The 23748-nt window shown below is 44.2% G+C and carries 25 protein-coding genes and 1 tRNA gene; 8 read left to right on the top strand and 18 right to left on the bottom strand.

Annotated elements, in window-relative coordinates; translation table 11 throughout:
• Positions 1-27 precede the first annotated feature (27 nt).
• Positions 28-642 (top strand): septal ring lytic transglycosylase RlpA family protein, encoded by a 615-nt coding sequence (locus tag AC3IT7_RS04640; protein ID WP_475654017.1) that lies wholly within the window; start codon positions 28-30, stop codon positions 640-642.
• Positions 643-889: 247 nt separating this feature from the next.
• The gene (locus tag AC3IT7_RS04635) at positions 890-1345 is read left to right on the top strand and encodes an Mpo1 family 2-hydroxy fatty acid dioxygenase (RefSeq protein ID WP_489249556.1); all 456 of its coding nucleotides are present in this window, start codon (positions 890-892) and stop codon (positions 1343-1345) included.
• Positions 1346-2029: 684 nt separating this feature from the next.
• On the opposite strand, the gene tsf is transcribed toward AC3IT7_RS04635, so the two are convergent.
• Together tsf and rpsB are read right to left on the bottom strand one after the other, a co-directional pair.
• Positions 2030-2905 carry a translation elongation factor Ts gene (gene tsf / locus AC3IT7_RS04630; protein ID WP_489249555.1) on the bottom strand — a complete coding sequence of 292 codons (876 nt, stop codon included), beginning with the start codon at positions 2903-2905 and terminating at the stop codon, positions 2030-2032.
• Positions 2906-3047: 142 nt separating this feature from the next.
• Positions 3048-3794: a 30S ribosomal protein S2 gene (gene rpsB / locus AC3IT7_RS04625; RefSeq protein WP_004279050.1), complete on the bottom strand. Its 747-nt coding sequence runs from the start codon at positions 3792-3794 to the stop codon at positions 3048-3050.
• Between the two features lie 207 nt (positions 3795-4001).
• Between rpsB and map the strand changes: the two genes are divergently transcribed.
• The 3 genes from map to AC3IT7_RS04610 all read left to right on the top strand — a co-directional run bounded on the left by map (position 4002) and on the right by AC3IT7_RS04610 (position 7131).
• Positions 4002-4829, top strand: a complete 828-nt coding sequence (map, locus tag AC3IT7_RS04620; RefSeq protein WP_475654020.1) for a type I methionyl aminopeptidase — start codon at positions 4002-4004, stop codon at positions 4827-4829.
• 437 nt (positions 4830-5266) lie between these two features.
• Entirely contained in the window at positions 5267-6502 is a 1236-nt protein-coding gene (locus AC3IT7_RS04615; protein WP_475654021.1) for a pyridoxal phosphate-dependent aminotransferase, read from the top strand.
• Between the two features lie 194 nt (positions 6503-6696).
• Complete coding sequence (locus tag AC3IT7_RS04610; RefSeq protein WP_489249554.1) at positions 6697-7131, top strand: PaaI family thioesterase; 435 nt, start codon at positions 6697-6699, stop codon at positions 7129-7131.
• Positions 7132-7171: 40 nt separating this feature from the next.
• Here the strand turns inward: AC3IT7_RS04610 and AC3IT7_RS04605 are convergent, their stop codons facing one another.
• Positions 7172-7621: a hypothetical protein gene (locus tag AC3IT7_RS04605; protein ID WP_475654023.1), complete on the bottom strand. Its 450-nt coding sequence runs from the start codon at positions 7619-7621 to the stop codon at positions 7172-7174.
• A 236-nt stretch (positions 7622-7857) separates the two neighbouring features.
• Between AC3IT7_RS04605 and AC3IT7_RS04600 the strand changes: the two genes are divergently transcribed.
• Positions 7858-7933 (top strand) — tRNA-Asn (locus AC3IT7_RS04600).
• A 221-nt stretch (positions 7934-8154) separates the two neighbouring features.
• Here AC3IT7_RS04600 and AC3IT7_RS04595 read toward each other — a convergent pair.
• From AC3IT7_RS04595 to AC3IT7_RS04545, 11 genes are all read right to left on the bottom strand, one after another.
• Positions 8155-8808, bottom strand: coding sequence for a MiaE family protein (locus AC3IT7_RS04595; protein WP_489249553.1), 654 nt, complete (start codon positions 8806-8808; stop codon positions 8155-8157).
• 13 nt (positions 8809-8821) lie between these two features.
• Entirely contained in the window at positions 8822-9547 is a 726-nt protein-coding gene (gene pdxJ, locus AC3IT7_RS04590) for a pyridoxine 5'-phosphate synthase (RefSeq protein ID WP_489249552.1), read from the bottom strand.
• 13 nt (positions 9548-9560) lie between these two features.
• Entirely contained in the window at positions 9561-10271 is a 711-nt protein-coding gene (recO, locus tag AC3IT7_RS04585; RefSeq protein ID WP_489249551.1) for a DNA repair protein RecO, read from the bottom strand.
• Positions 10272-10282: 11 nt separating this feature from the next.
• Complete coding sequence (locus tag AC3IT7_RS04580; protein ID WP_475654027.1) at positions 10283-10480, bottom strand: NF038104 family lipoprotein; 198 nt, start codon at positions 10478-10480, stop codon at positions 10283-10285.
• A gap of 37 nt (positions 10481-10517) precedes the next feature.
• Positions 10518-11549 (bottom strand): GTPase Era, encoded by a 1032-nt coding sequence (era, locus tag AC3IT7_RS04575; protein WP_475654028.1) that lies wholly within the window; start codon positions 11547-11549, stop codon positions 10518-10520.
• A complete protein-coding gene (gene rnc / locus AC3IT7_RS04570) occupies positions 11549-12247 on the bottom strand; it encodes a ribonuclease III (RefSeq protein ID WP_475654029.1) in 699 nt (232 codons plus the stop codon). Before rnc ends, era begins: the two co-directional genes overlap by 1 nt.
• Complete coding sequence (locus AC3IT7_RS04565; protein WP_489249550.1) at positions 12219-12590, bottom strand: DUF4845 domain-containing protein; 372 nt, start codon at positions 12588-12590, stop codon at positions 12219-12221. The genes rnc and AC3IT7_RS04565 overlap by 29 nt, the downstream gene beginning before the upstream one ends.
• Before the next feature lie 24 nt (positions 12591-12614).
• Positions 12615-13442, bottom strand: coding sequence for a signal peptidase I (lepB, locus tag AC3IT7_RS04560; RefSeq protein WP_489249549.1), 828 nt, complete (start codon positions 13440-13442; stop codon positions 12615-12617).
• 20 nt (positions 13443-13462) lie between these two features.
• On the bottom strand, positions 13463-15280 hold the full coding sequence (gene lepA / locus AC3IT7_RS04555; protein ID WP_475654032.1) for a translation elongation factor 4: 1818 nt from the start codon (positions 15278-15280) through the stop codon (positions 13463-13465).
• 248 nt (positions 15281-15528) lie between these two features.
• A complete protein-coding gene (locus AC3IT7_RS04550; RefSeq protein WP_489249548.1) occupies positions 15529-15984 on the bottom strand; it encodes an acyl-CoA thioesterase in 456 nt (151 codons plus the stop codon).
• A 131-nt stretch (positions 15985-16115) separates the two neighbouring features.
• The gene (locus AC3IT7_RS04545) at positions 16116-17498 is read right to left on the bottom strand and encodes a Do family serine endopeptidase (protein ID WP_475654034.1); all 1383 of its coding nucleotides are present in this window, start codon (positions 17496-17498) and stop codon (positions 16116-16118) included.
• Positions 17499-17728: 230 nt separating this feature from the next.
• Between AC3IT7_RS04545 and nadB the strand changes: the two genes are divergently transcribed.
• Positions 17729-19363, top strand: a complete 1635-nt coding sequence (gene nadB, locus AC3IT7_RS04540; RefSeq protein WP_489249547.1) for an L-aspartate oxidase — start codon at positions 17729-17731, stop codon at positions 19361-19363.
• Between the two features lie 107 nt (positions 19364-19470).
• Here nadB and AC3IT7_RS04535 read toward each other — a convergent pair whose 3' ends face one another.
• The 4 genes from AC3IT7_RS04535 to pabC form a co-directional block, all read right to left on the bottom strand.
• Positions 19471-19887, bottom strand: coding sequence for a PaaI family thioesterase (locus AC3IT7_RS04535; protein WP_475654036.1), 417 nt, complete (start codon positions 19885-19887; stop codon positions 19471-19473).
• Positions 19888-19981: 94 nt separating this feature from the next.
• Entirely contained in the window at positions 19982-20581 is a 600-nt protein-coding gene (gene tmk / locus AC3IT7_RS04530) for a dTMP kinase (RefSeq protein ID WP_489249546.1), read from the bottom strand.
• 2 nt (positions 20582-20583) lie between these two features.
• A complete protein-coding gene (gene mltG / locus AC3IT7_RS04525; protein WP_489249545.1) occupies positions 20584-21642 on the bottom strand; it encodes an endolytic transglycosylase MltG in 1059 nt (352 codons plus the stop codon).
• A gap of 1 nt (position 21643) precedes the next feature.
• Complete coding sequence (gene pabC, locus AC3IT7_RS04520; protein ID WP_489249544.1) at positions 21644-22456, bottom strand: aminodeoxychorismate lyase; 813 nt, start codon at positions 22454-22456, stop codon at positions 21644-21646.
• A gap of 159 nt (positions 22457-22615) precedes the next feature.
• Here pabC and AC3IT7_RS04515 point away from each other — a divergent pair, with 159 nt between their 5' ends.
• A complete protein-coding gene (locus AC3IT7_RS04515) occupies positions 22616-23623 on the top strand; it encodes a sulfate ABC transporter substrate-binding protein (RefSeq protein WP_489249543.1) in 1008 nt (335 codons plus the stop codon).
• The last annotated feature ends 125 nt before the right edge of the window (positions 23624-23748 follow it).

Below are 23748 nucleotides of genomic sequence, written 5' to 3'. Positions count from 1 at the left end.
CCAGATATGCTGTTAGGAGTTGATTCGATGCATTCTTCAATTTTGAAGTATTTTATGGCCATTGCCACGATCGTCACGCTGACGCAATCGCAGGCAGATATGGTTCCGTCATCTTCGTTTAATCAGGAAAATGACAATTCGCGCCTTGCAACGCGAGTATTAAACAAAGAAGCTCAAAGCTTCAATTCAAATTTTACCAATTTGAACAGCCTTTCAATCACTGAGCGTTCTGGCGATAAAGTTCGCCGTGAAACTATTGCAGCGAAAATTGAAATTCCTGCAGAAGAGCCTTCAGTGATTGAAAAACTGAATACGGTTGCTTCGAACACTGTACGTAAGTTCAGCCAGACAGGTACAGCCTCTTGGTATGGTCGTCAGTTCCACGGCCGTAAAACTGCCAGCGGTGAAACCTTTGACATGAATGCCATGACTGCTGCTCACCGTAGCCTGCCATTGAACTGCTATATTCGCGTGACCAATCGCAATAACGGCAAGAGCGTTGTCGTGAAAGTCAATGATCGTGGCCCATTCCATGGCAATCGTGTAGTTGATTTATCTTACGGGGCTGCAAAACAGTTGGGCATTACCAGCGCTGGTGTTGCTAAAGTTAGCATCGAACGTGTTGCTGGACCAAATTCTTAAAATTTAGCTTCATAACGCATTTAACCCAAAGCCACAGTGATGTGGCTTTTTTATTGCTTCGGATTTATACAAGAATGATCAACCCTGTGTAGCTGCACTCTTTTCCTTCTTGTGTATTCATCACGGTTTGAAACTTGCAAGTTTGCCAACTAAAAATCACAGGCTTGCATGATTAAGTTTTGACCACGCCCAGATTCTGCTTTATATTTCCAGATAAGCAAAACGCACTCATGGAATGGAGCGAAGAATGAAAACAATCTCTGAATGGCTAGATGAATATAGCGAGAGCCATCAAAATCATACCAACAAGCTCATCCATTGGGTCTGTGTACCAACCATCTATTTTTCGATTATTGGCATTCTGGCACATTTCAGCGCTTTACTGACCGCCTTGCTCCTGGCGCTGGCTTTTATCTTTTATGCACGCCTGGATCTTGTATTAGCGGTCGCCATGGCTGTTTTAACCTCAATCATGGTCTGGTTAATCTGGATACTGCCAGCCGGTATCGGGTTTTATATTGGGGTATTTGTTGTTGCCTGGGTTGGGCAATTTTATGGACATAAGATTGAGGGGAAAAAGCCTTCTTTCTTTAAAGACCTCCAATTCCTTCTCATTGGCCCCATTTGGTGTATGGATGCTTATCTAGGCAAAGTTACCCCTTTCTGGAAAAGTCGCCAAACACGAGAAATGAAGAGCATCTAGCGCTATTGCTGATTTTCTTGGATTGGAAGAACCTGATGGATAGGTTCTTCCCTCAAGTTTCAGCCAGTCTCATTATCGTTATACCCAAGATCAGGATGGATTCAATACATCACACATCCCTTTTCAGCTTGTGCCTATTCGCCATAAAACTCGATTCGATTTGCTTTTTAAATACTCTGGATACTTTTAAATACCGTAGATATATGACACTACATTGATATTACGAGCCATTTCTAGAGACTATGTCTTGAATAGTCGCAGAATAAAGTTGTGATAGCGTGGCCCGTGATGATGATCTTTTTATAGCGTGATCAGTTTGGCTTAAGAACGAGCCTCAATAGCACTCTAGCGATGTTCAAAAGCATTCTGAATTTTATTGGGCCATCTTAAATGACTTTGCTTCACATTTAGTTCTGACACGATTACTTTGCTGGCTTTATATGTGCAGCCTTGCTCAAGCTGGTTTTACTGCGTATCAACTCCGCTCTGCAATAATTGTTAAGGTCATCATCACCCTAATGCCCTGTTGGGTTTATCTGCCATCCGATAATATTTTTCTTTAAGTGGTGGTGATTTGATCAGGTTCATTTTCTAGACTCAAGCCACACGTCCAGCTTACTTATATTTTATACAGACATAAAAAAAGCCCCACCAGGTGGAGCTTTTTTCTAATTCGTTACCGAATTATTGAGCAGCAGCCTGAGCAGCAGCAACTTCTTCTGCGAAACTCATTTCAGCTTTCTTCTCAATACCTTCACCAACTTCGAAACGAACGAATTCAGTTACAGTAGTAGCAGTTGCTTTAAGAACGTCAGCAACTTTCTTGTCGTTGTCGATTACGTACATTTGACGCTCAAGAACAACTTCATTCAAGTATTTCTCAACAGAACCTACAACCATCTTCTCAACGATGTTTGCTGGCTTGCCAGATTCAAGTGCTTTAGCTTCAGCAATTTCTTTCTCTTTCGCGATAAGCTCAGCAGAAACGCCTTCAGCATTTACAGCGACTGGGTTGAACGCAGCAACATGCATTGCCAAGCCTTTACCAGTTGCTTCATCACCAGTGTAAGAAACAACAACACCGATACGAAGACCGTGTTTGTAAACTGCAAGGTTAGCACCTTCAACAATTTTCGCACGACGTACTTGGATGTTTTCACCGATTTTTTGAACAAGAGCGATACGCGCTTCTTCTACAGTTGCGCCATCTTCTAGTTTCAATTCAGCGATTTGAGCAACATCAGTTGTGTTTGCAGCAAGTGCAGCAGCAGCAACTTTTGCAGAGAAACCAGCAAAGTTTTCGTCTTTAGCAACGAAGTCAGTCTGGCAGTTCACTTCTAGAAGAAGTGCTTTGTTGCCTTCTTGAGCAATTGTGATCGCGCCGTCAGCAGCGATGTTACCTGCTTTTTTAGCAGCTTTTGCTTGACCAGATTTACGCAGGTTGTCGATCGCTAGTTCAACGTCGCCGCCCGCTTCTGTCAAAGCTTTTTTACATTCCATCATTGCAAGACCAGTACGATCGCGCAATTCTTTAACCATGCTCGCTGTAACTGCAGTCATGTTTATCTCCTAAATTCGGTAGAAAATGAATTCTTTTTAGAACAGAAACGGCCCAGAGGAGTTCTCATGGGCCGCCTGCATACATAACGCTTACTTTGCCACCATCACATGTCGCAAAAATGACAAGCTAGCGTCAAACGCATTAAGCCTCAGAAGCCGGAGCTTCTTCTGCTTTAGCTTGTGCATTTGCTTGTGATTGAGCATATTCTTTACCAGCAAGAATCGCATCAGCCATAGCAGAAGCATAAAGAGTTACTGCACGGATCGCATCATCGTTACCCGGAATAACGTAGTCTACGTTGTCTGGGTTAGAGTTTGTATCAACGATACCGATTACAGGAATACCAAGGTTCTTCGCTTCTTTGATTGCAATCGCTTCGTGATCAACGTCGATTACGAATAATGCGTCAGGTAAACCACCCATGTTTTTAACGCCGCCTAAGCCACGCTCAAGTTTTTCCATCTCGCGAGTACGCTCTAGAGCTTCACGTTTAGTCAGCTTAGCGAAAGTACCGTCTTGAGATTGAGTTTGAAGGTCTTTTAAACGGTTGATAGATTGGCGAAGTGTTTTCCAGTTCGTCAACATACCACCTAACCAGCGGTGATCAACATATGGTTGACCAGCACGTTGCGCTTGTTCACGGATGATTGCAGAAGCTGCACGCTTAGTACCAACGAACAAAACCTTGTTCTTTTTGCTAGCCAAGTTGTTAGCAAAGTTCAAAGCATCATTTAACGCAGGAACAGTGTGCTCAAGGTTAATGATGTGAATTTTGTTACGCGCACCAAAGATGTAATCACGCATCTTTGGATTCCAGAAACGAGTTTGGTGACCAAAGTGCGCGCCAGCTTGAAGAAGGTCGCGCATGCTTACGTTGTAATCTGCCATTTTCTTTACCTTAAAGTTTGGGTTAGGCCTCCATATACCCGCATTCTCCACCCCAAAGGGCACCCAGAGTAATGTGTCGATATATGTGCGGATTTTTTTGCCTCATCGCACAAAGCCCGTGAAATTTATTCACGAAAAAGCATTTGATAAAATGGGCGGCTATTTATACCATAGTCACACACAAATTTCCAAAAGTTTTTAGAGATCATGAACAACACTTACCAAGCGCCACGTCGACTCATCAAAACCCCTGACGAAATTGAAAAAATGCGTGTGGCAGGGCGACTGGCGGCAGAAGTTTTGGATATGATCAAACCGCATATTGTTCCGGGTGTCACCACCCTGGAACTTGATACGATTTGTCATGACTACATTGTCAATAAACAAGACGCAATTCCTGCCTGCTTAGGTTATGGTGCTGCACCTGGCCGTCCGGCATTTCAACACGTGATTTGTACTTCTGTGAATCACGTGGTCTGTCACGGCATTCCATCGGATAGCAAAAAACTGAAAAAAGGTGACATTTTAAATATCGATGTCACTGTGATTAAAGATGGTTACCACGGTGATACCAACATGATGTACATCGTCGGTGGTGAAACTTCAATTCTTGCTAACCGTCTATGTAAAGTAGCGCAAGAAGCGATGTATCGCGGTATTGAAACTGTAAAACCAGGCTCAACCATTGGTGACATCGGTCATGCCATTCAGCAGTATGTCGAATCGGAACGTTTTGGCGTGGTTCGTGAATATTGTGGTCACGGAATTGGTACGACTTTCCATGATGAACCGCAAGTGCTGCATTATGGCCAACCCGAGACTGGCATGATTCTAGAGGAAGGCATGACCTTTACCATCGAGCCAATGGTCAATGGTGGAGACTGGAAAACTAAACTTCTGGGCGACAAATGGACCGTTGTGACCAAAGACCATTCACTTTCGGCACAATATGAACATACGATTTTAGTGACCAAAACTGGCGCAGAGATTTTAACGGCACGTCCGGAAGAAGATTTGTCACGTTTTAGTTCTTAATATTATTCAATTAAGATAAAAGGTTGTCTGCGGACAGCCTTTTTACTTTACAGCTAGAATAAACCAAATTATTTAAAGGATAGATTAGTGTTCTTTCATAAATCGTTTTTGAATCACTACACAGCTCTGCTATGCAAGGAAGAGGTTTTTCTAAGAAATCCTCTCACCTCTGGCAAAGCAATACTTCTCATCCCAGAGGGAGAAGGAACTTTTAATATCCATTTAAATATGAATATAACGATTATTTTTTGATTTATGAAAGAGATCCATTCAAAATAAAGTCCTAAATGCTTTTTAGCATCGACGTTCAAGATAAATTTATACAACTACAACACTTTTTCCTTTAAAGCTTGCAAAAATCTTTGCCCTAAAACAGTGAAACTGAGCTAAGATATTGTGCTTTTTATTTTTTAATCCCTATAAGAAGGAATACTGCCGTGGACGTACGTCTCTCTGATCGTGTGAATGCCATCAAACCGTCCCCTACGCTTGCTGTGACCAACAAGGCTGCTGAATTAAAAGCTGCTGGTCATAACGTGATTGGTTTGGGCGCAGGTGAGCCAGATTTTGATACCCCTCAACACATCAAAGATGCAGCAATTGCAGCGATTAACAACGGTTTCACCAAATACACCGCTGTTGACGGTACGCCAGGCCTTAAAAAAGCCATTATTGCTAAATTTAAACGTGACAATAACCTGGACTATGCAGCAAACCAGATCCTGGTTTCTTGTGGTGGTAAGCAGTCTTTCTTTAACTTGGCACTTGCCCTGTTAAACAAAGGTGATGAAGTCATCATTCCTGCGCCATTCTGGGTCAGCTACCCGGACATGGTGATCATTGCTGAAGGCGTGCCTGTTATTGTGAAATGTGGCGAAGAGCAACGTTTCAAAATCACACCTGAGCAACTGGAAGCTGCAATCACTGACAAAACACGTCTAGTGGTATTAAACAGCCCTTCTAACCCGACAGGCATGATCTATACCAAAGCTGAGCTTGAAGCTCTGGCTGCGGTACTACGCAAATACCCAGAAGTGTATATTGCATCTGACGACATGTACGAACCAATCCGCTGGGATGACGAGTTCTACAACATCGCGACCATTGCACCAGACCTTTATGAGCGCACTATCGTGTTAAACGGTGTGTCTAAAGCCTATGCAATGACTGGTTGGCGTATCGGCTATGCAGCGGGTCCTGCAAAACTGATCGGCGCGATGAAGAAGATCCAGTCTCAATCAACTTCTAACCCGACTTCTATTTCACAAGTTGCTGCCGAAGCTGCATTGAATGGTCCTCAAGACGTACTTGAGCCAATGATTGAGGCGTTCAAACGTCGTCATGACCTGGTTGTGAAAGGCTTGAATGACATCAATGGTATTTCTTGCTTGCCTGCGGATGGTGCATTCTACGCATACGCAAACATCAAGCCGTTGATTCGTGCCAAAGGTCTTAAATCTTGCACAGAATTCTCTGCTTGGTTACTGGAAGAAACTGGCGTTGCTGTAGTTCCTGGCGATGCATTTGGTCTAGGTGGTTTCATGCGTATCTCTTATGCAACTGCTGACGAAGTACTGGTTGATGCACTTGCACGCATCAAGAAAGCGGCTGACTCAATCGAAGGTGTTGATGCTGCAATTGCTTCAATCGAAGCTGAAAAAGCTGCTAAATAATCTGACTGAAACATCAGATTTGAAAAACCCGCGTTGATCGCGGGTTTTTTTATGTCTTTACCAAAACTTCAGATATTAAATTTTTAAACAGCTTAAACACATGCTTACAGTCAAAGTGTTATGCTACATATCGTATTAAAAATAACTTTTAAATAAAACAGAAACAGCTAGAGAATAATCACAGGAAAAGCACAATGAATCCAAAACAAATGAACGGTTTAGCTTTATTGGAAGCAATGCGAGATGGAAAAATTCCCGCTCCCAGTATTAGCGAAACCATGTCGATGCAACCTGCCGTCATCCAAAGCGGATACGTAGAATTTAAGGTCAAAGCCGATCACCGGCATTTAAACCCGCTTGGGGGTGTGCATGGTGGTTTTGCTGCAACTGTTTTAGATACGGTGACAGGCTGTGCGATTCATACTTTACTTGAAGCAGGTGTCGGTTATGGCACGATTGATCTGAATGTTAAAATGTGCCGCCCGATTCCCCAGGACCTGCAACTGACTGCTATCGGAAAATCGATCAATCTTAGTAAAAACTTAGGCATTTCTGAAGGTCAGATTGTGGATCAAGAAGGTCGCCTGTATGCCCATGCTACCGCGACCTGTATGATTATTCGCAACTAAATAAGTATTGATAGCGCCTAGCATCCACCAGACAATTTACTTAAATGATGCTGCGCTTTACTTGCCCTGCATCAACATGCGACAAACGTGGCCGGCTTAGACCTTGAAACTCGAAATAATGTCTGGAAACATTTGCCACGCTGAGTGTCTGGATCTGCTCAACAGATGTCTGCCAGACTTTAGACTGATTACTCCCCGTCAAAAGATTGCCTGAAATTGCATAGATATAAAGATCTTTTTGCTGGGTTTCAGGCGCATTCAGGAACACTTCAAAGCTAAATTGACGTTCTTTTTCTACCAGCCATTTTTCTGCAAACCATAATTGCAACAAGTCGCCTAAATACAACTGTTTGGTAGCTAATGGCCATAAACGGATTTCTGCCTCGGCAACAGGCGTAAAATATTGGGTGGGATCCTGGATAATATCGAGATAGTTGTCTTGATAATAAGCCAGTTGAGAGAAAATTTGAGGGATGCTGAGCGTATTCATTCGCTGTCTCCGGTTTAGCCATTTTTGTGCTGGCAAGTAGGTTTAAATCCACACTGTTTGACCATCTGGTCAAACGACTTTATGTTTTTAATCTAGCAAGTGAAATTTATTCTGACAAGTATTTTTGATGAAATTTATGCAATTGCCTAAATTAAAAACAGACAGCCTGTATTTATAATAAATATGACAATTTTTGCTTGACCCCTGTCAAAATCTCTCTATAATCGCTTTCAGATTCTCCAATAGCTCAGTCGGTAGAGCGACGGACTGTTAATCCGCAGGTCCCTGGTTCGAGCCCAGGTTGGAGAGCCAAATTCAAGAAAGCCCACTCATAATGAAGTGGGCTTTTTTATTGTCTTGAATTGCTAAAACTGATGATATTGAAAAGTTGAAAATCAGTATAAATACTAAAAATAACTAAACCATGAACAGGCTAAAGCTAGAGCAGCATTCGATAGAATGCATGCTGTTATTGGGAAAATTAAGCGATAAAAAATCCCCTATGAATGGAGGATTTTTAGATTTCACTGGGATTAAGCCGCCTGAGCCGGAACACCGCTATGGAAGCGGAAAGTTTCATCAGGCGTTAAGATGAGCTGTTTTTCGACTTCCCGAATATGATTGATCCGGTCCTGAATATCCTCTTTCGGATTTTTCAGTTTTGCTGTGGTAGCTGCATCCATCGCCAAGGCCAGATAGTCCTCAAAATGACGAGATTCTGACTTGAGCAGGTAACGGTAGTAACGTGCCAATTCATCGTCCACACGCGAAGCCAGCGCATAGAAACGCTCACAGGAACGTGCTTCCACAAAGGCACCAATCACCAGTACATCAATCAGGGCTTCAGGCTCAAAAGTCCGGATTTCCTTGCGTAAACCACCGGCATAACGCCCTGCACTCAAGTTCTGCCACGCCTGACCGCGCTTGTTCATCAATTCAAGCACTTGCTCATAATGCAGCATTTCTTCACGAACCAGTTGTGCAAGTTTTACCTGCAGATCGACAAAATAGCTGTAACGAAACATCAGGTTCATGGCGGTACTGGCAGCTTTTTTTTCACAGTTGGCATGATCCTGCATCAGGATTTCAAGATTTTCAACTGCCAGATCCAGCCATGCTTGTGGCGTTTCACAACCGAGGAAAGCAATTACCGGCTGCATCAGTTCATCATAATTTATATTCGACATAACTGCTCTGATCTTAACGCGCTGACTTGATCACGGCTTTCAATTGCTGAACTGCTTGTGCCAGTCCTACAAATACCGCATCGGCAATCAAAGAATGGCCAATATTAAGTTCATGAATCTGTGGAATTGCAGCAATCGGCGTCACGTTATCCAGATTTAAGCCGTGACCGGCATTTACCACCAGACCTTTCGATGCCGCATATTCAGCACCTTTAATAATGCGCTCAAGCTCCGCCTGCTGTGCTTCTGGGCTTACTGCATCGGCATAGGCACCAGTATGAATCTCAATCGTCGGTGCACCACAGGCTACTGCTGCATCAATCTGGGCAAAATCTGCATCAATAAACAAAGATACATCACAGCCAATCGCTGCCAGTTCTTGTGTAGCTGCCTTGACCGACTCAAAATGGGTCACGACATCCAGACCACCTTCAGTAGTGACTTCCTGACGCTTTTCAGGCACAAAGCAAACATGCTGCGGCTGGATTTCCCTGGCAAAGGCAACCATTTCATCGGTTACCGCCAGTTCCAGATTCATACGGGTTTTCAGCGCATGACGCATACGACGTACATCTTCATCCTGAATGTGACGACGGTCTTCGCGCAAGTGCAGAGTAATGCCCTCTGCCCCAGCCTGTTCGCAGATCAATGCAGCATTGACTGGGTCTGGGTACGTCGTACCACGTGCTTGTCTTAATGTTGCGACATGGTCAATGTTGACACCAAGTAATGCAGCCATAATCTTTTCCTAACTACGTTTGAGATTGAGAATTTTGAATCCACAGTTGCCGACTTTTTAACGGGCGATCACCGAGCAAGGCCGTGATCATCTGTCGATACAGTTTGGTCAGTAATTGTAACTGTTCCGGCTTAAAATCCCCACCATTTTCATGATCGAGCATGCTTAAAATCTGCTGACCTGACATGGTAGAGCGCAAGGCTTTCGCCGATGGCATGAAACCGGCATTGAGCTGAAAATAATAGTGCTGTAGTGGATCAATTTGTGCCTGATTGGCATCTAAGGAGAAATCCAGCGCATAACCAAGCTCTTCCAGTAAAACATGTTCAAACTGACGCAAAATCTGTTTGAGATGTAAATTTGGATTGGATTGTGCCGAGAGCTGCTGTAATCCTGTTAAGGTTTCTGCATATTTGGCAAAGGTTTGCGGCATTTCGACTTCTAGGGGACAAAGTCGTAACAGGATTTCATTCAGATAAAAACCCGAGAAAAAGGCATCACCGAAAAAGAAAATCGGCTGATTGACAATTTCCAGCTTGGTAAAGTTCTTAAGTTCTGACTTGCCCGAAGCTTGCAAGCGAATGGGCTGGTATTGGGGAGGTGGCATCTGCCGGAGAATCCCGTCAATACGGCCATATTCCTGGGTAAATAAATGCACGATATGACTGCGTTCACGGTACTTACGATGATGAATCAAATAGCCATGCAGTACTTCATTACGCATAAGTAAGTATTTTAATCCTTATCTTTTTTTGATTTTTTATCATCTTCTTGGTCATCTCCATCCGGGATGACTGCACCAACGACAGCCGCAGTACCTTTGACCGCGACTTTCGTGGTTTTATAAGCCACTTTCACAGGCACCGTGACCACTTTATGAATACAGCCTTGCAGGAATAAAACACATGCAACCACTGCCAACATTTTCATCATCACGGAATTCCTTGAAAGGTCTTATCAATCTTATCGCTTAGATATCGCTATAACCTAAACTTTTCAGTGCACGTTCATCATCCGACCAACCACCTTTGACTTTCACCCAAAGGGTCAGCATGATCTTCTGTTCGAACATTTTTTCCATGTCGAGACGTGCATCCATACCGATTTTTTTCAGCTTGACACCTTTTTCACCAATCACAATGGCTTTTTGGCTTGCACGATCGACAAAAATCGTCGCATCAATATAGGTACATGCTGCTTTCATACGACCGGTTTTTTCATTCATCACGGGCTGTTCAGTTTTGAACGACTCGATTTGAACTGTCAAATCATATGGCAGTTCTTCACCCAGCTGGCGCATGATCTTTTCACGGATAATTTCAGAAGCCAGGAAGCGCTCTGAACGGTCAGTCACTTGATCCAGTGAATAAAGTGGCGGCTGAAATGGAAGATACTTGGCAATCGTGTCACGCAGATGTTCAAGATTGGCACCACGCAATGCAGATACCGGGACGATTTCTGCAAAGTTCATCAGCTTTTCACGCTCACGAATCAGAGGCAATGCTTCGTTCTTGTTCTCAAAAGTATCTAGCTTGTTAATCACCAGAATCACCGGCATTTCAGCATTTTTCAGCTTTTCCAGTACCAGGTCATCATTCGGTGTCCATTTTTGTGCATCTACCACAAACAGCACCAGGTTCACATCACGTAAAGCTGAATGTGCAGCGCGGTTCATCATTTTATTGATGGCACGGACTTCTTTTTTATGCATCCCCGGAGTATCGACAAATACTGCCTGAGATTTTTCACGCGAATCAATTCCCACGATCTTATGACGTGTGGTTTGCGGTTTACGTGAAGTAATCGAAAGTTTCTGACCCAGAATATGGTTCATTAAAGTCGATTTACCCACGTTCGGACGACCGACAATGGCAACGAAACCACTGCGATAATCTGACGGGATTTCGGTGCCTTGGGCACTAAAAAACTGACTAATAAGGTCGTGACTGTTGTCGCTTTGCGACTCGTGATCAGCATCAATGTGATCGGAATGAGTAGTCATTAAGACTTATGCTCCAAAAGTTTTAAAATATCTGCCGCAACGGCTTGTTCTGCAAAGCGTCGGCTGGCGCCTTCACCAAGCATGGTTGGCAATCCATCCACCTGACATTCCACTTTGAAATGCTGATTGGGTGCATCGCCCTGAATATCTACAACCTCGTACACTGGGAGAGGTTTCTTACGCGCTTGCAGATACTCTTGTAAACGAGATTTCGGATCTTTCAGCTGATCTGTCGGCTCGATATGGTCTAAATAAGGTATGTACCATTTTAACACAATTGCTTCTAGCACGGTGAGATCAGCACAATCGACATAGATTGCCCCGATAATGGCTTCTACCGTATCTGCCAGTATAGACTCGCGATGATGACCGCCAGATTTCAATTCACCGGTACTGAGAATTAAATGTTGGCTGAGTTTTAAATCATTGGCGATTTTTCCCAAGGCTTCCTGACGAACCAAGGTCGCGCGCATACGCGTCAGCCGACCTTCATTTTCGCTCGGATAGGCAGTGAAAAGATAATTCGCAATGATCATCCCTAAAAGAGAATCGCCTAGAAATTCTAGGCGTTCATAGTTGTGTTTATGACTGACTGAACGATGAGTCAGTGCCAGTTTGAGCAGTTCAGCTTTTTTAAACTGATAACCGATCCGTCTGGCAAGACGTTCATCATTGAGTTTTGACTGCGCTTTGATCAAAATTTTTCTCAAACTTCATCACTAAATCGATATTCATTATGAAATTTTTACGAATTTCATAATTCTTGTGTACTTGCAAACCATCGGTCTGGGTCACCTTGGCAATTTCATCAAATTTCAGATCACGAATATTATTCATCTCCAAACGCTGATTCATCTGCTGACGGAATTTTTCTGGCGTTATATTGGCCGGCGCACTTTTTAACAGCGCCTCAATCTCACCATCTACCATACGGTCATCAAAGTATGGCCCCCACACTGCAATCGCCACTTTGGCCAGAAATGCAAACCCCACGATTGCAAATAAAATCCCAATATACGAAGCACCTTGTTGATGTCTCATTTTTTATTTTCCTGATTGAAACAATTAATCGATTGTTCCGTTTCGACTAAACGATGGCAGTTTAAAGCCAGGTTCTTTATGCATCCAGATATAGAATGCGCGACCTGTCAGGTTTTCTTCCGGAACAAGCCCCCAGAAACGACTGTCAGCACTCTGATCGCGATTATCCCCCATCGCAAAGTAATGACCTTCTGGCACTTTCACTTCCCAATATAAACCATTTTCACCTGAATATTTACCATTTTCCACGAAGTTAATATAAGGTGCCTGACGTGCGACATTGACCCCTTCCAGCTCACGCATGGTAAAGGTATGTTCACCCAAAGTCTCTTTATGATAGATGGCATTCGGTGTATCCAGACGGTCTTTTTCACGGCTAAACTCCACCGGAACTTTCGCTACTTTTTCACCATTGATGCTCAACTGACCATGATCATAAACAATATGATCACCAGGCAAGCCCACAATACGCTTGATATAGCTGATGGTCGGTTGCGGTGGATAACGGAACACTGCGACATCGCCACGTTCCGGGCTACCGGTATCAATAACTTTAGTGTTCACCATCGGCAACTTGATGCCGTAGTCAAATTTATTCACCAGAATAAAGTCACCTGTTTCCAGGGTCGGCACCATCGAATCGGATGGAATGTTAAACGGCTCAAACAAAAACGAACGCAAAACCAGCACAATCGTCAGTACTGGCCAAAAGTCATAAGCCCAGGTGATAATAAAATTTTCATTGCCCTTGCCCCGGGTTTGTCTCTGTTTCAGGACAAACTTGTCGAGCAACCACAGTGCGATAAAAAACAGCGTCGCAGGAACAAGAATCAAATTAAAATCAAAATCCATGGGCTTATATCCTTCTTATTTTAGCGTTCGACTTTTAATACAGCTAAGAACGCTTCTTGCGGGATTTCGACACTGCCCACCTGTTTCATGCGTTTCTTACCTTCTTTCTGTTTAGACAGAAGTTTTTTCTTACGTGACACGTCACCACCATAACATTTCGCCAATACGTTTTTACGCATTGCTTTTACAGTCGAACGTGCAATGATTTGCGCACCAATCGCCGCCTGAATTGCCACATCAAACATTTGACGCGGAATCAGGTCTTTCATTTTTTCAACCAGTGCAATACCACGATGACGTGCGTCATTGCGGTGACAGATCATTGCCAAGGCATCAACTTTTTCACCATTGATCAGTACGTCCACCTTCACCAGTGACGAACTTTCAAAACGGACAAAATTATAGTCAAGCGATGCAAAACCACGTGAACAAGACTTCAATTTATCAAAGAAATCCATGACCACTTCCGCCATTGGAATTTCGAAAGTAATTGATACCTGGTTGGCCATAAACTTCATGTCTTTTTGCACACCACGGCGCTCAACACACAAGGTCATCACATTGCCCAGATATTCCTGTGGTACCAGAATATGACATTCAGCAATCGGTTCACGCAGGTCTTCTACAGTTGAACCATCCGGCATTTTAGATGGGCTGTCGATATAAATGGTCTGGCCATTTTTCATCACCGCTTCATAAATTACAGTCGGTGCAGAAGAAATCAGGTCAAGATCGTACTCGCGCTCTAAACGCTCCTGTACGATCTCCATGTGCAGCATGCCGAGGAAGCCACAACGGAAACCGAAACCGAGCGCATCCGAACTTTCCGGTTCAAAGAACAGCGCCGAATCGTTAATTTGCAGTTTATGCAAGGCTTCACGGAAAGGTTCAAAATCGCTGGCATCAATCGGGAACAAACCGGCATAGACCTGTGGCTTAACCTTTTTAAAACCCGGTAAGGTTTCAACTTCAGGCGTTGTAGCCAACGTAATCGTATCACCGACCGGTGCACCGAAAATATCTTTGATACCGGCAATCACAAAGCCAACTTCACCCGCTTCCAACATGCCTGTTTCAGTATGTTTCGGGTTAAAGATTCCCACAGAAGTAATGATATGCGTTTGGCCGGTTGATTTAATCAACATCTTGTCGCCTTTACGCACACGACCCTGCTTGACACGTACCAGAGAAACGACACCTAGGTAGTTATCAAACCATGAGTCTACAATCAGGGCTTGAAGCGGCGCGTCACGGTCACCTTCCGGTGCCGGAATCACGTTCACCAGTGTTTCAAGCACACCTTCAATACCTAAACCGGTTTTTGCAGAACAGGTCGGCGCTTCTGTGGCTTCAATCCCGATAATATCTTCGATTTCCTGAATAACACGTTCAGGTTCAGCTTGTGGCAAGTCGATCTTGTTCAGGATCGGCAGTACTTCCAGACCTTGTTCAATTGCGGTATAGCAGTTGGCAACAGACTGTGCTTCTACACCTTGCGCCGCATCAACGACCAGCAATGCACCTTCACAGGCTGCAAGCGAGCGTGATACTTCATAAGAGAAGTCGACGTGTCCCGGTGTATCAATAAAATTCAACTGATAAACTTCACCATTCGGGTGAGTATAATTCAGCGTCACCGAAGTGGCTTTAATGGTAATCCCACGTTCGCGCTCAAGCTCCATTGAATCGAGGACCTGAGCCTGCATTTCACGATCCTGCAACCCTCCACAGGTCTGAATAAAGCGATCCGCGAGGGTCGATTTACCATGGTCAATGTGCGCAATAATCGAGAAGTTACGAATGTTTTTAATATCAACAGATTTTTTAGCTTGCGCCATGGGTTACCTTGAAAAAAAACGCGCTATGTAATTTAAAAATATTACATAACAAAAGCCGAATAGAAATTGCGAAGGATTATAGCAGAATGGTGATCTAGAAAAAGAATTATATTTTTTCCTTTATCCATCAAGCCGGATAGATCTAAATCGGTTTAAAGCTGAATCCGCTTGATGGCAGTGCACGTTTCAAGACATGCGCCCAAATGAATACAGATCCCGCGCTACAATCAGGTGAGTGAATCTATAGTTCATAGATCCAGATATACAGTCGAAAAATCATAAGGATTTATTTGATCAGAAATGAGCTGATAGGCCTGGGTAAATGTCGGTGACATGCGTTTTGGACGTCCAGTGGCTATTTCGATACAGGCCCACTGCGTATTGCCGGTAAATAACAGGGTTTTATCCTGTGGCCGATAGAATGCATATTGCCGAAATGAATACAGGGCGTTGATATCGTTGAGCCAGGTGCGCAAAATAATTTCATCGCCCTCGAAAGCGGCCTTGCGATATTGCACCTGATGTTCAACCGCCACCATGGCATGTTTCAGCTCCACATATTCCTTCAATCCCAGTCCCAGCTTTTCAATATGGGCGGTGGCGACATCCTGCATCCACTGGACATAGATCACGTTATTGACATGACCTAATCCATCAATATGTTCAGGCTGAACCTTTAAAGCAAGATCAAAAATACCGCTCACTTTTCTCTTATCCTTTGCATGAGTTTTGATGTTTTAGAGTCTACCGAATTTAGCGCGGAGATAAATCGCAAATCATAAAAAAACCGCCCATCAAGAGCGGCCTTTTGTTATATACAGAGGTGCGACCAGAATTAGATACGCATTCCCACAATCGCCCGCTGCCCTTGGCGCATAAGGGTAACGCGTGCAACATTACCCTTCTTCAACTCAGAAACTTCCTGTACAAACTGCTCCGAGTTCAATACTGCCTTGTTATTAATATGGGTTACCACATCATTTGGCATAATACGTGCCTGTGCGGCAATTCCCCCTGAACGTACATCCTGAATCATTACTCCGCCTTTGATCTCCAGTCGATCCATTTCTAGCGGCGTTAGGTCACGAATCGCTACACCAATTACCGGCCCTTTAGTTGGTTGCGCCTGTGCTCCCGCTTTCGCAGGGGTATCATCCGGTGCAGTACTTAAGGTTGCCGAGATGGTACGGCGCTTATCATCCCGTAAAACTTCGAGTTGTACCTGCTGCTGAGGTGCAGTACGGTTCAGATAATTTAATAACTCACTGGTACGCGAAATCGCAGTGCCGTTGTATTTTAAAATCACGTCACTGACACGCAGACCGGCACGTGCAGCAGGTGAATTTGGTGCAACCTGAGTAATGAGCGAGCCTTCAGGCTTAGACAGATTATAAGACTCTGCCAGATTACGGTCGATATCCTGCAAACTGACACCGAGATAAGAACGGGTCACCTTACCATTCTTTTTCAGCTGCTCTGCCACTTCCATGGCAACGTCAATCGGAATCGAGAAAGACAGCCCCATATAGCCACCGGTTCCGCTAAAGATCCGCGAGTTCACACCGACCACTTCACCGCGCTGGTTAAATAAAGGGCCGCCAGAGTTACCCGGGTTCAATGCAACATCGGTCTGGATAAAAGGCACCGCTGTTTCGCCCATCATGTTGCGCATTTTGGCACTTACGATTCCGGCAGAGGCCGAGTAATCGAAACCAAATGGCGAACCGATCGCCAGCACAGGCTCCCCAACACGTAAGCGTCCTACATCCCCGGTACGTAATTCCGGGAAATTCGAACCGTTGACTTTCAGCAAAGCCACGTCGGTACGTTCATCACTTCCCACCACCGTGGCATCAATTTCACGGCGGTCATTCAGGGTGATGGTGACTTTAGAGGCATCTTCCACCACATGGTGGTTGGTGAGCAAATAGCCATCTTTACTGATAAAAAATGCACTGCCATAGCCGGTTTTTTCCTGAGGCATGCGTTGCTGCGGGATAATCACCTGATTTCCAAAGAAGCGACGTAGAATTTCCGGAACCTGTTGTTGTAAGAGTTCTTGCTCGCTCATTTTTTTAACGACATTGACACTGACCACAGCAGGACTGACCTGCTCTACCAGATTGGAAAAATCAACAGGTGTGACCGCCTGTAGCTGTGCAGCACTCATGGTCAAAGTTGCTGCAAATAATCCTTTTTTTAAGTCCAGAATTTTCATATAAATTATTCACCCAAATTGTTGATAAATTTATGTAAATAGGTTTTATCATAAACGCCATAAGGTTTAAGTAACAATATGTTCCAAAGCTTTATTCTTGTTAATGCCGCATTATTAAAACACTAAATTAAGGCTTTAATTCATTTTTTTAATCATTAAATGAGCATTTCAACGCTTGCCTTTTGTGTCAAAAAGCGCTGTTATTACCAAACTTTTTTTAAAATTAGCTGATGGACATGTCTAATTTATCTCTTACCCATCAATTTGACGTCATTATCGTGGGCAGTGGCGGTGCCGGTTTAAGTCTAGCCTTATCACTGCCTGACCATTTTAATATTGCAGTTTTGGCGAAATCGACCCTGACCGATGCCAGCACCTTTTATGCGCAAGGCGGGGTAGCCGCAGTGCTGGATGAAATGGATTCCATTGAACAGCACATTGATGACACCATGATTGCAGGCGCCCAGCTTTGTGAAATGGAGGCAGTCAAACAGACGGTAGAAGGTGGTAAACCATCAGTTGATTTTCTGCTGAAACACGGTGTGCAATTTACCCTCGATGAACAGGAACAGTTGCACCTTACTCGTGAAGGTGGTCATTCTCAGCGCCGGATTATTCATGCTGCAGATGCCACAGGTCGTGCCATTTCGACCACTTTGGTACAACGCGCGCAAGAAAAACAGAATATTAAAATCTTTGAAAATTATATTGCGATTGATCTGATCTGCTCACAAAAACTCGGCTTAGACGGAGAAAATCGTGCCCTGGGTTTATATGTACTGGATGAAAAGACTGAAAAAGTACATACCTTTTTAGCGCCATTTACTGCCCTGGCCTGTGGCGGTGCCATGAAAGCTTATTTATATACTTCCAATCCGGATATTGCCACCGGAGATGGTATTGCCATGGCCTATCGTGCCGGCTGCCGGGTTGCCAATATGGAATTTAACCAGTTCCATCCAACCTGCCTCTATCACCCACAAGCACGTTCTTTCCTGATCACTGAAGCCATGCGCGGTGAAGGTGCTTATCTGCGCCTGCCAGACGGGGAACGCTTTATGCTGCGTTTTGATGAGCGTGCTGAACTTGCCCCGCGTGATATCGTGGCGCGCGCCATCGATTTTGAAATTAAGCGGTTGGGTATTCGTCATGTCTGGCTGGATATCACCCACAAAGATGCTGACTTTGTCAAAGCACATTTCCCGACACTTTATGCCCGTTTGCTGGAGCTTGGGATTGATATTACCCAAGATATGATTCCTGTCGTTCCTGCCGCTCATTACACTTGTGGTGGAGTTATGGTCGATGAGCATAGCCAGACTGATGTCGCAGGTCTGTACGCAATTGGGGAAACCTCATATACCGGCCTGCATGGTGCTAACCGGATGGCTAGTAACTCACTTTTAGAATGTTTTGTTTATGGCATGAGTGCAGCCAAACATATTGAATCGCATTTTGACCGTGAGTATCAGTTCCCGATAGTACCGGCCTGGGATGATTCTCAGGTGACCAATCCGGATGAAGATGTGGTGATTTTACAAAACTGGGATGAGTTACGTCAGACCATGTGGAACTATGTTGGCATTGTGCGCAGCACCAAACGTCTGGAACGTGCCCTGCATCGTATTGAAATGCTGAAAAAAGAAATTACCGAGTATTATCAGGATTATCAGGTCAGCAAAAACCTGGTTGAGCTTCGCAACCTGGTACTGGTCTCCGAGATGATTGTGCGCTGTGCCATGCACCGCAAGGAATCTCGCGGTCTGCATTACACTCTGGATTATCCGGAATTATTGCCTGAACTACGCAAGACCATTCTGAATCCGGTGAATTTTGAAGTAGAAACGCCTTTGGTGAATCTTTAAGTCATTGGGGAGATATTATTTTAAAAATCATATCTCCCTGTCTTTTGACGTTCATCAGCTTGATTAAGCTTAGGCTATTTTATAGCCAATCTTTTCACTTTAAATTTCTAGCGTTGAGGTGGAATGGAATAGGTTCCAGTAACATGTGCCACAGGCTCTTCGAGATCGATAGAATAAATCCAGACTTCTCCAACAATCAGCGCCTTACCGACTTTCATTAGCTTACATTCGCCACGTAGGTCTTTTCCACCGGAGGGTTTACGTAGAAAATTGATATTCAGGTTAGTGGTGACTGCCAAACCCACCAGCCCAATTTCGCCCAGAATGGCAACATATAAGGCAAAATCTGCCAGGGTCATCATGGTAGGACCAGACACCGTGCCACCTGGACGCAGTTCTTGGGCGCTAACCTGATAAAGCAAAGTCGCTCCACATGGAAAAACGGCTTCAATCCGGCATTTCTCTAGACTTTGTGGAAATTCTTGTTGTAAAAATTGTTCAATCTCGGTTTTGGTCGTTTTCATATGATTAAAAAATCTTCTATATCCATCTCAATATAGAAGATTCTTCATAGATAAACCTAGAGAAAATTTAAATAAAACTATATTAATACCAAGCTTATTTTAAATAACTTAAAGCTTGCTCAAATACCTGTTCAGGTGTTTGAGTCGCATCCAGCCGCTTGATCCGCTCAGGATGACGTTGCCACAAGGCTTCATAACCGGCTCTTACTTTCTCAAAGAAAGCTACTTTCTCCTGTTCAAAACGATCCAGCGCACCGCGTTCACGTGCCCGGTTCATTCCCAGTTCAATCGGAGCTTCCAGCCAGAAAGTCATGTCTGGCATGCGTACCACAAAATGATCATTCAAAACCTGTAATTTTGTTTCACTGAGTCCCCGCCCTGCGCATTGATAAGCAAAGCTGGCATCGGTAAAACGGTCGCACAACACAATTTTTCCGACTTGCAATGCAGGCAGAATCACTTGTGCCAGATGCTGGGCACGTGCTGCATACATCAACAGCAATTCGGTATCATGTGCCATGCTTTCTTCATGATTAACCGCCAGAAGCAAGGAACGGATCTGTTCAGCCATCGGCGTACCACCCGGCTCGCGAGTCAGTACTACATCTTTGCCTTGCGCGATAAAATCATCATAGATCGAACGAATGAGCGTGGTTTTACCTACACCTTCTGTGCCTTCAAAGCTAATAAACATACTCATTCCTTATTTTTCGAGCGTAAAACGGTCAGATATTCCTGCACTGCTTTATTGTGGTCATTCAGATTGGTAGTGAAGGTATGTCCGCCATTGCCTGTGGCCACGAAATACAGGTTGTCTGAATTATCCGGATGCATGGCCGCTTCAATGGCTTTTTTGCTTGGCAAGGCGATTGGCGTTGGCGGTAAACCTGAAATGGTGTAGGTATTATAAGGCGTTGGGGTGCGTAAATCCTTACGGGTAATATTGCCGTTATAGCTGTCACCCATGCCGTAAATGACGGTTGGATCGGTCTGTAAACGCATGCCGATTTTTAAACGGCGCATAAACACTCCAGAGACCTGTTCTAGCTCACTATCGACACTGGTTTCTTTTTCAATAATCGACGCCATAATCAACGCTTCATATTTATTCTGATACGGCAGATCAGCTGCACGTTTTTCCCAAGCCTGGTCCAGGGCTTTCATCTGGCGCTGATACAGACTGGTCAGAATCTTGCGGTCCGTTTCGCCTTTGGCAAAGAAATATGTATCTGGTGCAAACAGACCTTCAGGATGTGAAAATGGAATATTGAGTTCTTGCAGCAGTTGCGCAGTCGGCAAATGCAGTACTTCTTTGCTGACCAGATCATCTTTCTTCAGCGCATCAATCAGTTGCTTAAACGTGGTTCCTTCAATCACCAAAATACGGTTCATTTGCGCATTTTCAGCATTAGAGATCATCTCTAGCACCTGACGGATACTCATACCCTGACGTACTTCATATACGCCGGCTTTCATGGTGTCATGAATCATGATGCGCTGATACAGCTTGAGAATAACCGGGAAGCTAACCTGATTTTCTTTGGCCAGACGGTCAATAAAAGCAGAATAGGTTTGACCAGATTCAATCGCAAGCAGCTGTTTTTTGCCTTTGACCGGATAATCTTTCCACAGACTGCTTTTCAGGATCAGTGTCACAATCAAGGCAAGCCCAATCAGGAGCAGCGCAATACCTTTGAATGCTGACGGAGAGTTGGCTTTATTTTTCTTTTTGGCTTTAGGCTTGGACGCTGACATATTAAAAAATCTGATTTAATTGAAGACGGTTAAAAAGTTCAATACAAGCCTCTCCATCCAAGGAGCGTTGCTCGAATTGTGTGACAATTTTCATCGGGCTCAGTGCATTACAGAAAAACAGGCTCTGAATATGCGAAATTTCATCCATCTCAATACAACGTTGCTGGCAGGCAAATCCCTGATCCTGCATACGTTGCAGAATTTCTGCACGCATTACACCAAAGACGCCATTATAACGAAGTTCGGGTGTAATCCATGTATTGTTTATACGAATGAAGCAATTACTGCTCACCCCTTCTACAATTCCACCCTGCACATCTGTTACCAGTGCCTCAGGCCAAGCCCGTTGCTCGGCTTCCTGCTTGAGTAATACCTGCTCCAGACGGTTTAGGGTTTTCAATCCCACCAGACTCGGCATGGTCAAACCTAGCGCCTGCTGCAATACACCACTCTGAATCTCTTCAAACTTAAAATCCTCGACCACTTGAGGATAATAGAACAGCCAGAGATCCGCAGGATGATCTGGCAGACTGTAACCGCGCTGGCCAATACCACGACTCAGTACGATCTTTAATGTTCCATTCAGTTCACCTTCTGATGCAAGCAAGATCTGTAAACTTTGTGTAATCAGATCCAGATCAGCATTCAGGCTTAACTTTTGCTGGCTGAGCTGTAAACGTGCCAGATGACGATCATATAACTCAATCCGGTTACGTCGAATCCGGGCCGTGGTAAAACAGCCATCGCCATAATGAAAGGCGCGATCCAGCACATCTATCTCTCTGACATGTTGCGCATTTTTCAAACAAAGCATGTTTTATCGCCTCTCAAGTGATGTATCCGCTCATAAAAGATAAGTGCTGTGCACATATCTGTTTTACTCACATAAACTTCGTTTTTAATTATTTTTTATGCAAATAATCTGCAGCTATTCTTGCCATCACCAACAAAAGCTAAAAAACCTGAGGCAAAAATGAATCTTCATAACTTAAAAATTGGGGTATTGGCAGCACTGCTCTCTGCAAGTGCTTTTAGTGTATCTGCAAAAGACTTTCTCAACGTCTCTTATGATCCAACCCGCGAATTATATGACAATTTCAACAAGGAGTTCAGTGCATACTGGAAAAAAACCACGGGGCAGGACATTAACTATAAACAGTCCCATGGTGGTTCCGGCAAACAGGCACGCGCGGTGATTGATGGGCTGGATGCAGACGTCGTAACCCTGGCGCTGGCAGCCGACATTGATGAAATTGCAGCGCGAGGTCTATTGCCAAAAGACTGGCAGAAGAAATTTCCGCAAAACTCGACACCCTATACCTCGACTATTGTATTCCTGGTGCGTAAAGGCAACCCTAAAGGCATTCAAGATTGGGGCGATCTGGTAAAACCGGGCGTAGACATTATTACCCCAAACCCGAAAACTTCAGGTGGCGCGCGCTGGAACTATCTGGCTGCCTGGGCATGGGCCAAGCATCAGCAAGGTGGCAATGATGCCAAAGCTCAGGAATTTGTCCGTCAGATCTATAAACAGACCAAAGTTCTGGATTCAGGTGCACGTGGTGCGACTACGACTTTTGCTGAGCGCGGCATTGGCGATGTGTTGCTGGCCTGGGAAAATGAAGCACATCTCGCGACACGTGAACAACCGGGGAAATTTGAAATCATTACCCCGTCTCTTTCTATTCTGGCTGAGCCACCAGTCGCGATCGTAGAAAAAAATGCCAAAAAAGATGGCAATGAACATCTGGCCAAAGCCTATTTAAATTATCTCTACTCACCGGCCGGACAAACTGTGGCAGCGAAAAACTTTTATCGTCCCCGCAATCAGGCAGTGCTGAAAAAATATAACCATGTATTTAAAGCACTTAAACTGGTAAGCATTAATCAGGAGTTTGGTGGCTGGAACAAGGTACAAAAATCACATTTTGATAACGGTGGTATCTTCGACCAGATCGTGAAAGCCAATCACGCAAAATAATGGCCTGTTCTACAAACTATAATGGCCTTTATTGATAAGGCCATTGTTATTTCAAGCAATTAAGATTCCGCTTATCTCTTATTTTCATATAAAATTCATTTTTAATTATTTTTTACGCATAAAGA

It is taken from the genome of Acinetobacter sp. KH_038, assembly GCF_057839405.1.
Note: the sequence above shows the minus strand (reverse complement) of the source record. Positions and strands in the feature narration are given on the sequence as shown.

Bases quoted from the DNA above. Each gene is read 5' to 3' on its own strand.
- AC3IT7_RS04545 (WP_475654034.1), bottom strand. From the start codon at position 17,498: ATGAAAATTCTGGACTTAAAAAAAGGATTATTTGCAGCAACTTTGACC.
- recO (WP_489249551.1), bottom strand. From the start codon at position 10,271: ATGCGTAATGAAGTACTGCATGGCTATTTGATTCATCATCGTAAGTAC.
- AC3IT7_RS04635 (WP_489249556.1), top strand. From the start codon at position 890: ATGAAAACAATCTCTGAATGGCTAGATGAATATAGCGAGAGCCATCAA.
- mltG (WP_489249545.1), bottom strand. From the start codon at position 21,642: ATGTCAGCGTCCAAGCCTAAAGCCAAAAAGAAAAATAAAGCCAACTCT.
- AC3IT7_RS04580 (WP_475654027.1), bottom strand. From the start codon at position 10,480: ATGATGAAAATGTTGGCAGTGGTTGCATGTGTTTTATTCCTGCAAGGC.
- tmk (WP_489249546.1), bottom strand. From the start codon at position 20,581: ATGTTTATTAGCTTTGAAGGCACAGAAGGTGTAGGTAAAACCACGCTC.
- rpsB (WP_004279050.1), bottom strand. From the start codon at position 3,794: ATGGCAGATTACAACGTAAGCATGCGCGACCTTCTTCAAGCTGGCGCG.
- pabC (WP_489249544.1), bottom strand. From the start codon at position 22,456: ATGCTTTGTTTGAAAAATGCGCAACATGTCAGAGAGATAGATGTGCTG.
- pdxJ (WP_489249552.1), bottom strand. From the start codon at position 9,547: ATGGCTGCATTACTTGGTGTCAACATTGACCATGTCGCAACATTAAGA.
- era (WP_475654028.1), bottom strand. From the start codon at position 11,549: ATGACTACTCATTCCGATCACATTGATGCTGATCACGAGTCGCAAAGC.
- AC3IT7_RS04605 (WP_475654023.1), bottom strand. From the start codon at position 7,621: ATGAATACGCTCAGCATCCCTCAAATTTTCTCTCAACTGGCTTATTAT.
- AC3IT7_RS04535 (WP_475654036.1), bottom strand. From the start codon at position 19,887: ATGAAAACGACCAAAACCGAGATTGAACAATTTTTACAACAAGAATTT.
- tsf (WP_489249555.1), bottom strand. From the start codon at position 2,905: ATGACTGCAGTTACAGCGAGCATGGTTAAAGAATTGCGCGATCGTACT.
- AC3IT7_RS04595 (WP_489249553.1), bottom strand. From the start codon at position 8,808: ATGTCGAATATAAATTATGATGAACTGATGCAGCCGGTAATTGCTTTC.
- AC3IT7_RS04640 (WP_475654017.1), top strand. From the start codon at position 28: ATGCATTCTTCAATTTTGAAGTATTTTATGGCCATTGCCACGATCGTC.
- AC3IT7_RS04565 (WP_489249550.1), bottom strand. From the start codon at position 12,590: ATGAGACATCAACAAGGTGCTTCGTATATTGGGATTTTATTTGCAATC.
- lepA (WP_475654032.1), bottom strand. From the start codon at position 15,280: ATGGCGCAAGCTAAAAAATCTGTTGATATTAAAAACATTCGTAACTTC.
- map (WP_475654020.1), top strand. From the start codon at position 4,002: ATGAACAACACTTACCAAGCGCCACGTCGACTCATCAAAACCCCTGAC.
- AC3IT7_RS04515 (WP_489249543.1), top strand. From the start codon at position 22,616: ATGAATCTTCATAACTTAAAAATTGGGGTATTGGCAGCACTGCTCTCT.
- nadB (WP_489249547.1), top strand. From the start codon at position 17,729: ATGGACATGTCTAATTTATCTCTTACCCATCAATTTGACGTCATTATC.
- AC3IT7_RS04610 (WP_489249554.1), top strand. From the start codon at position 6,697: ATGAATCCAAAACAAATGAACGGTTTAGCTTTATTGGAAGCAATGCGA.
- lepB (WP_489249549.1), bottom strand. From the start codon at position 13,442: ATGGATTTTGATTTTAATTTGATTCTTGTTCCTGCGACGCTGTTTTTT.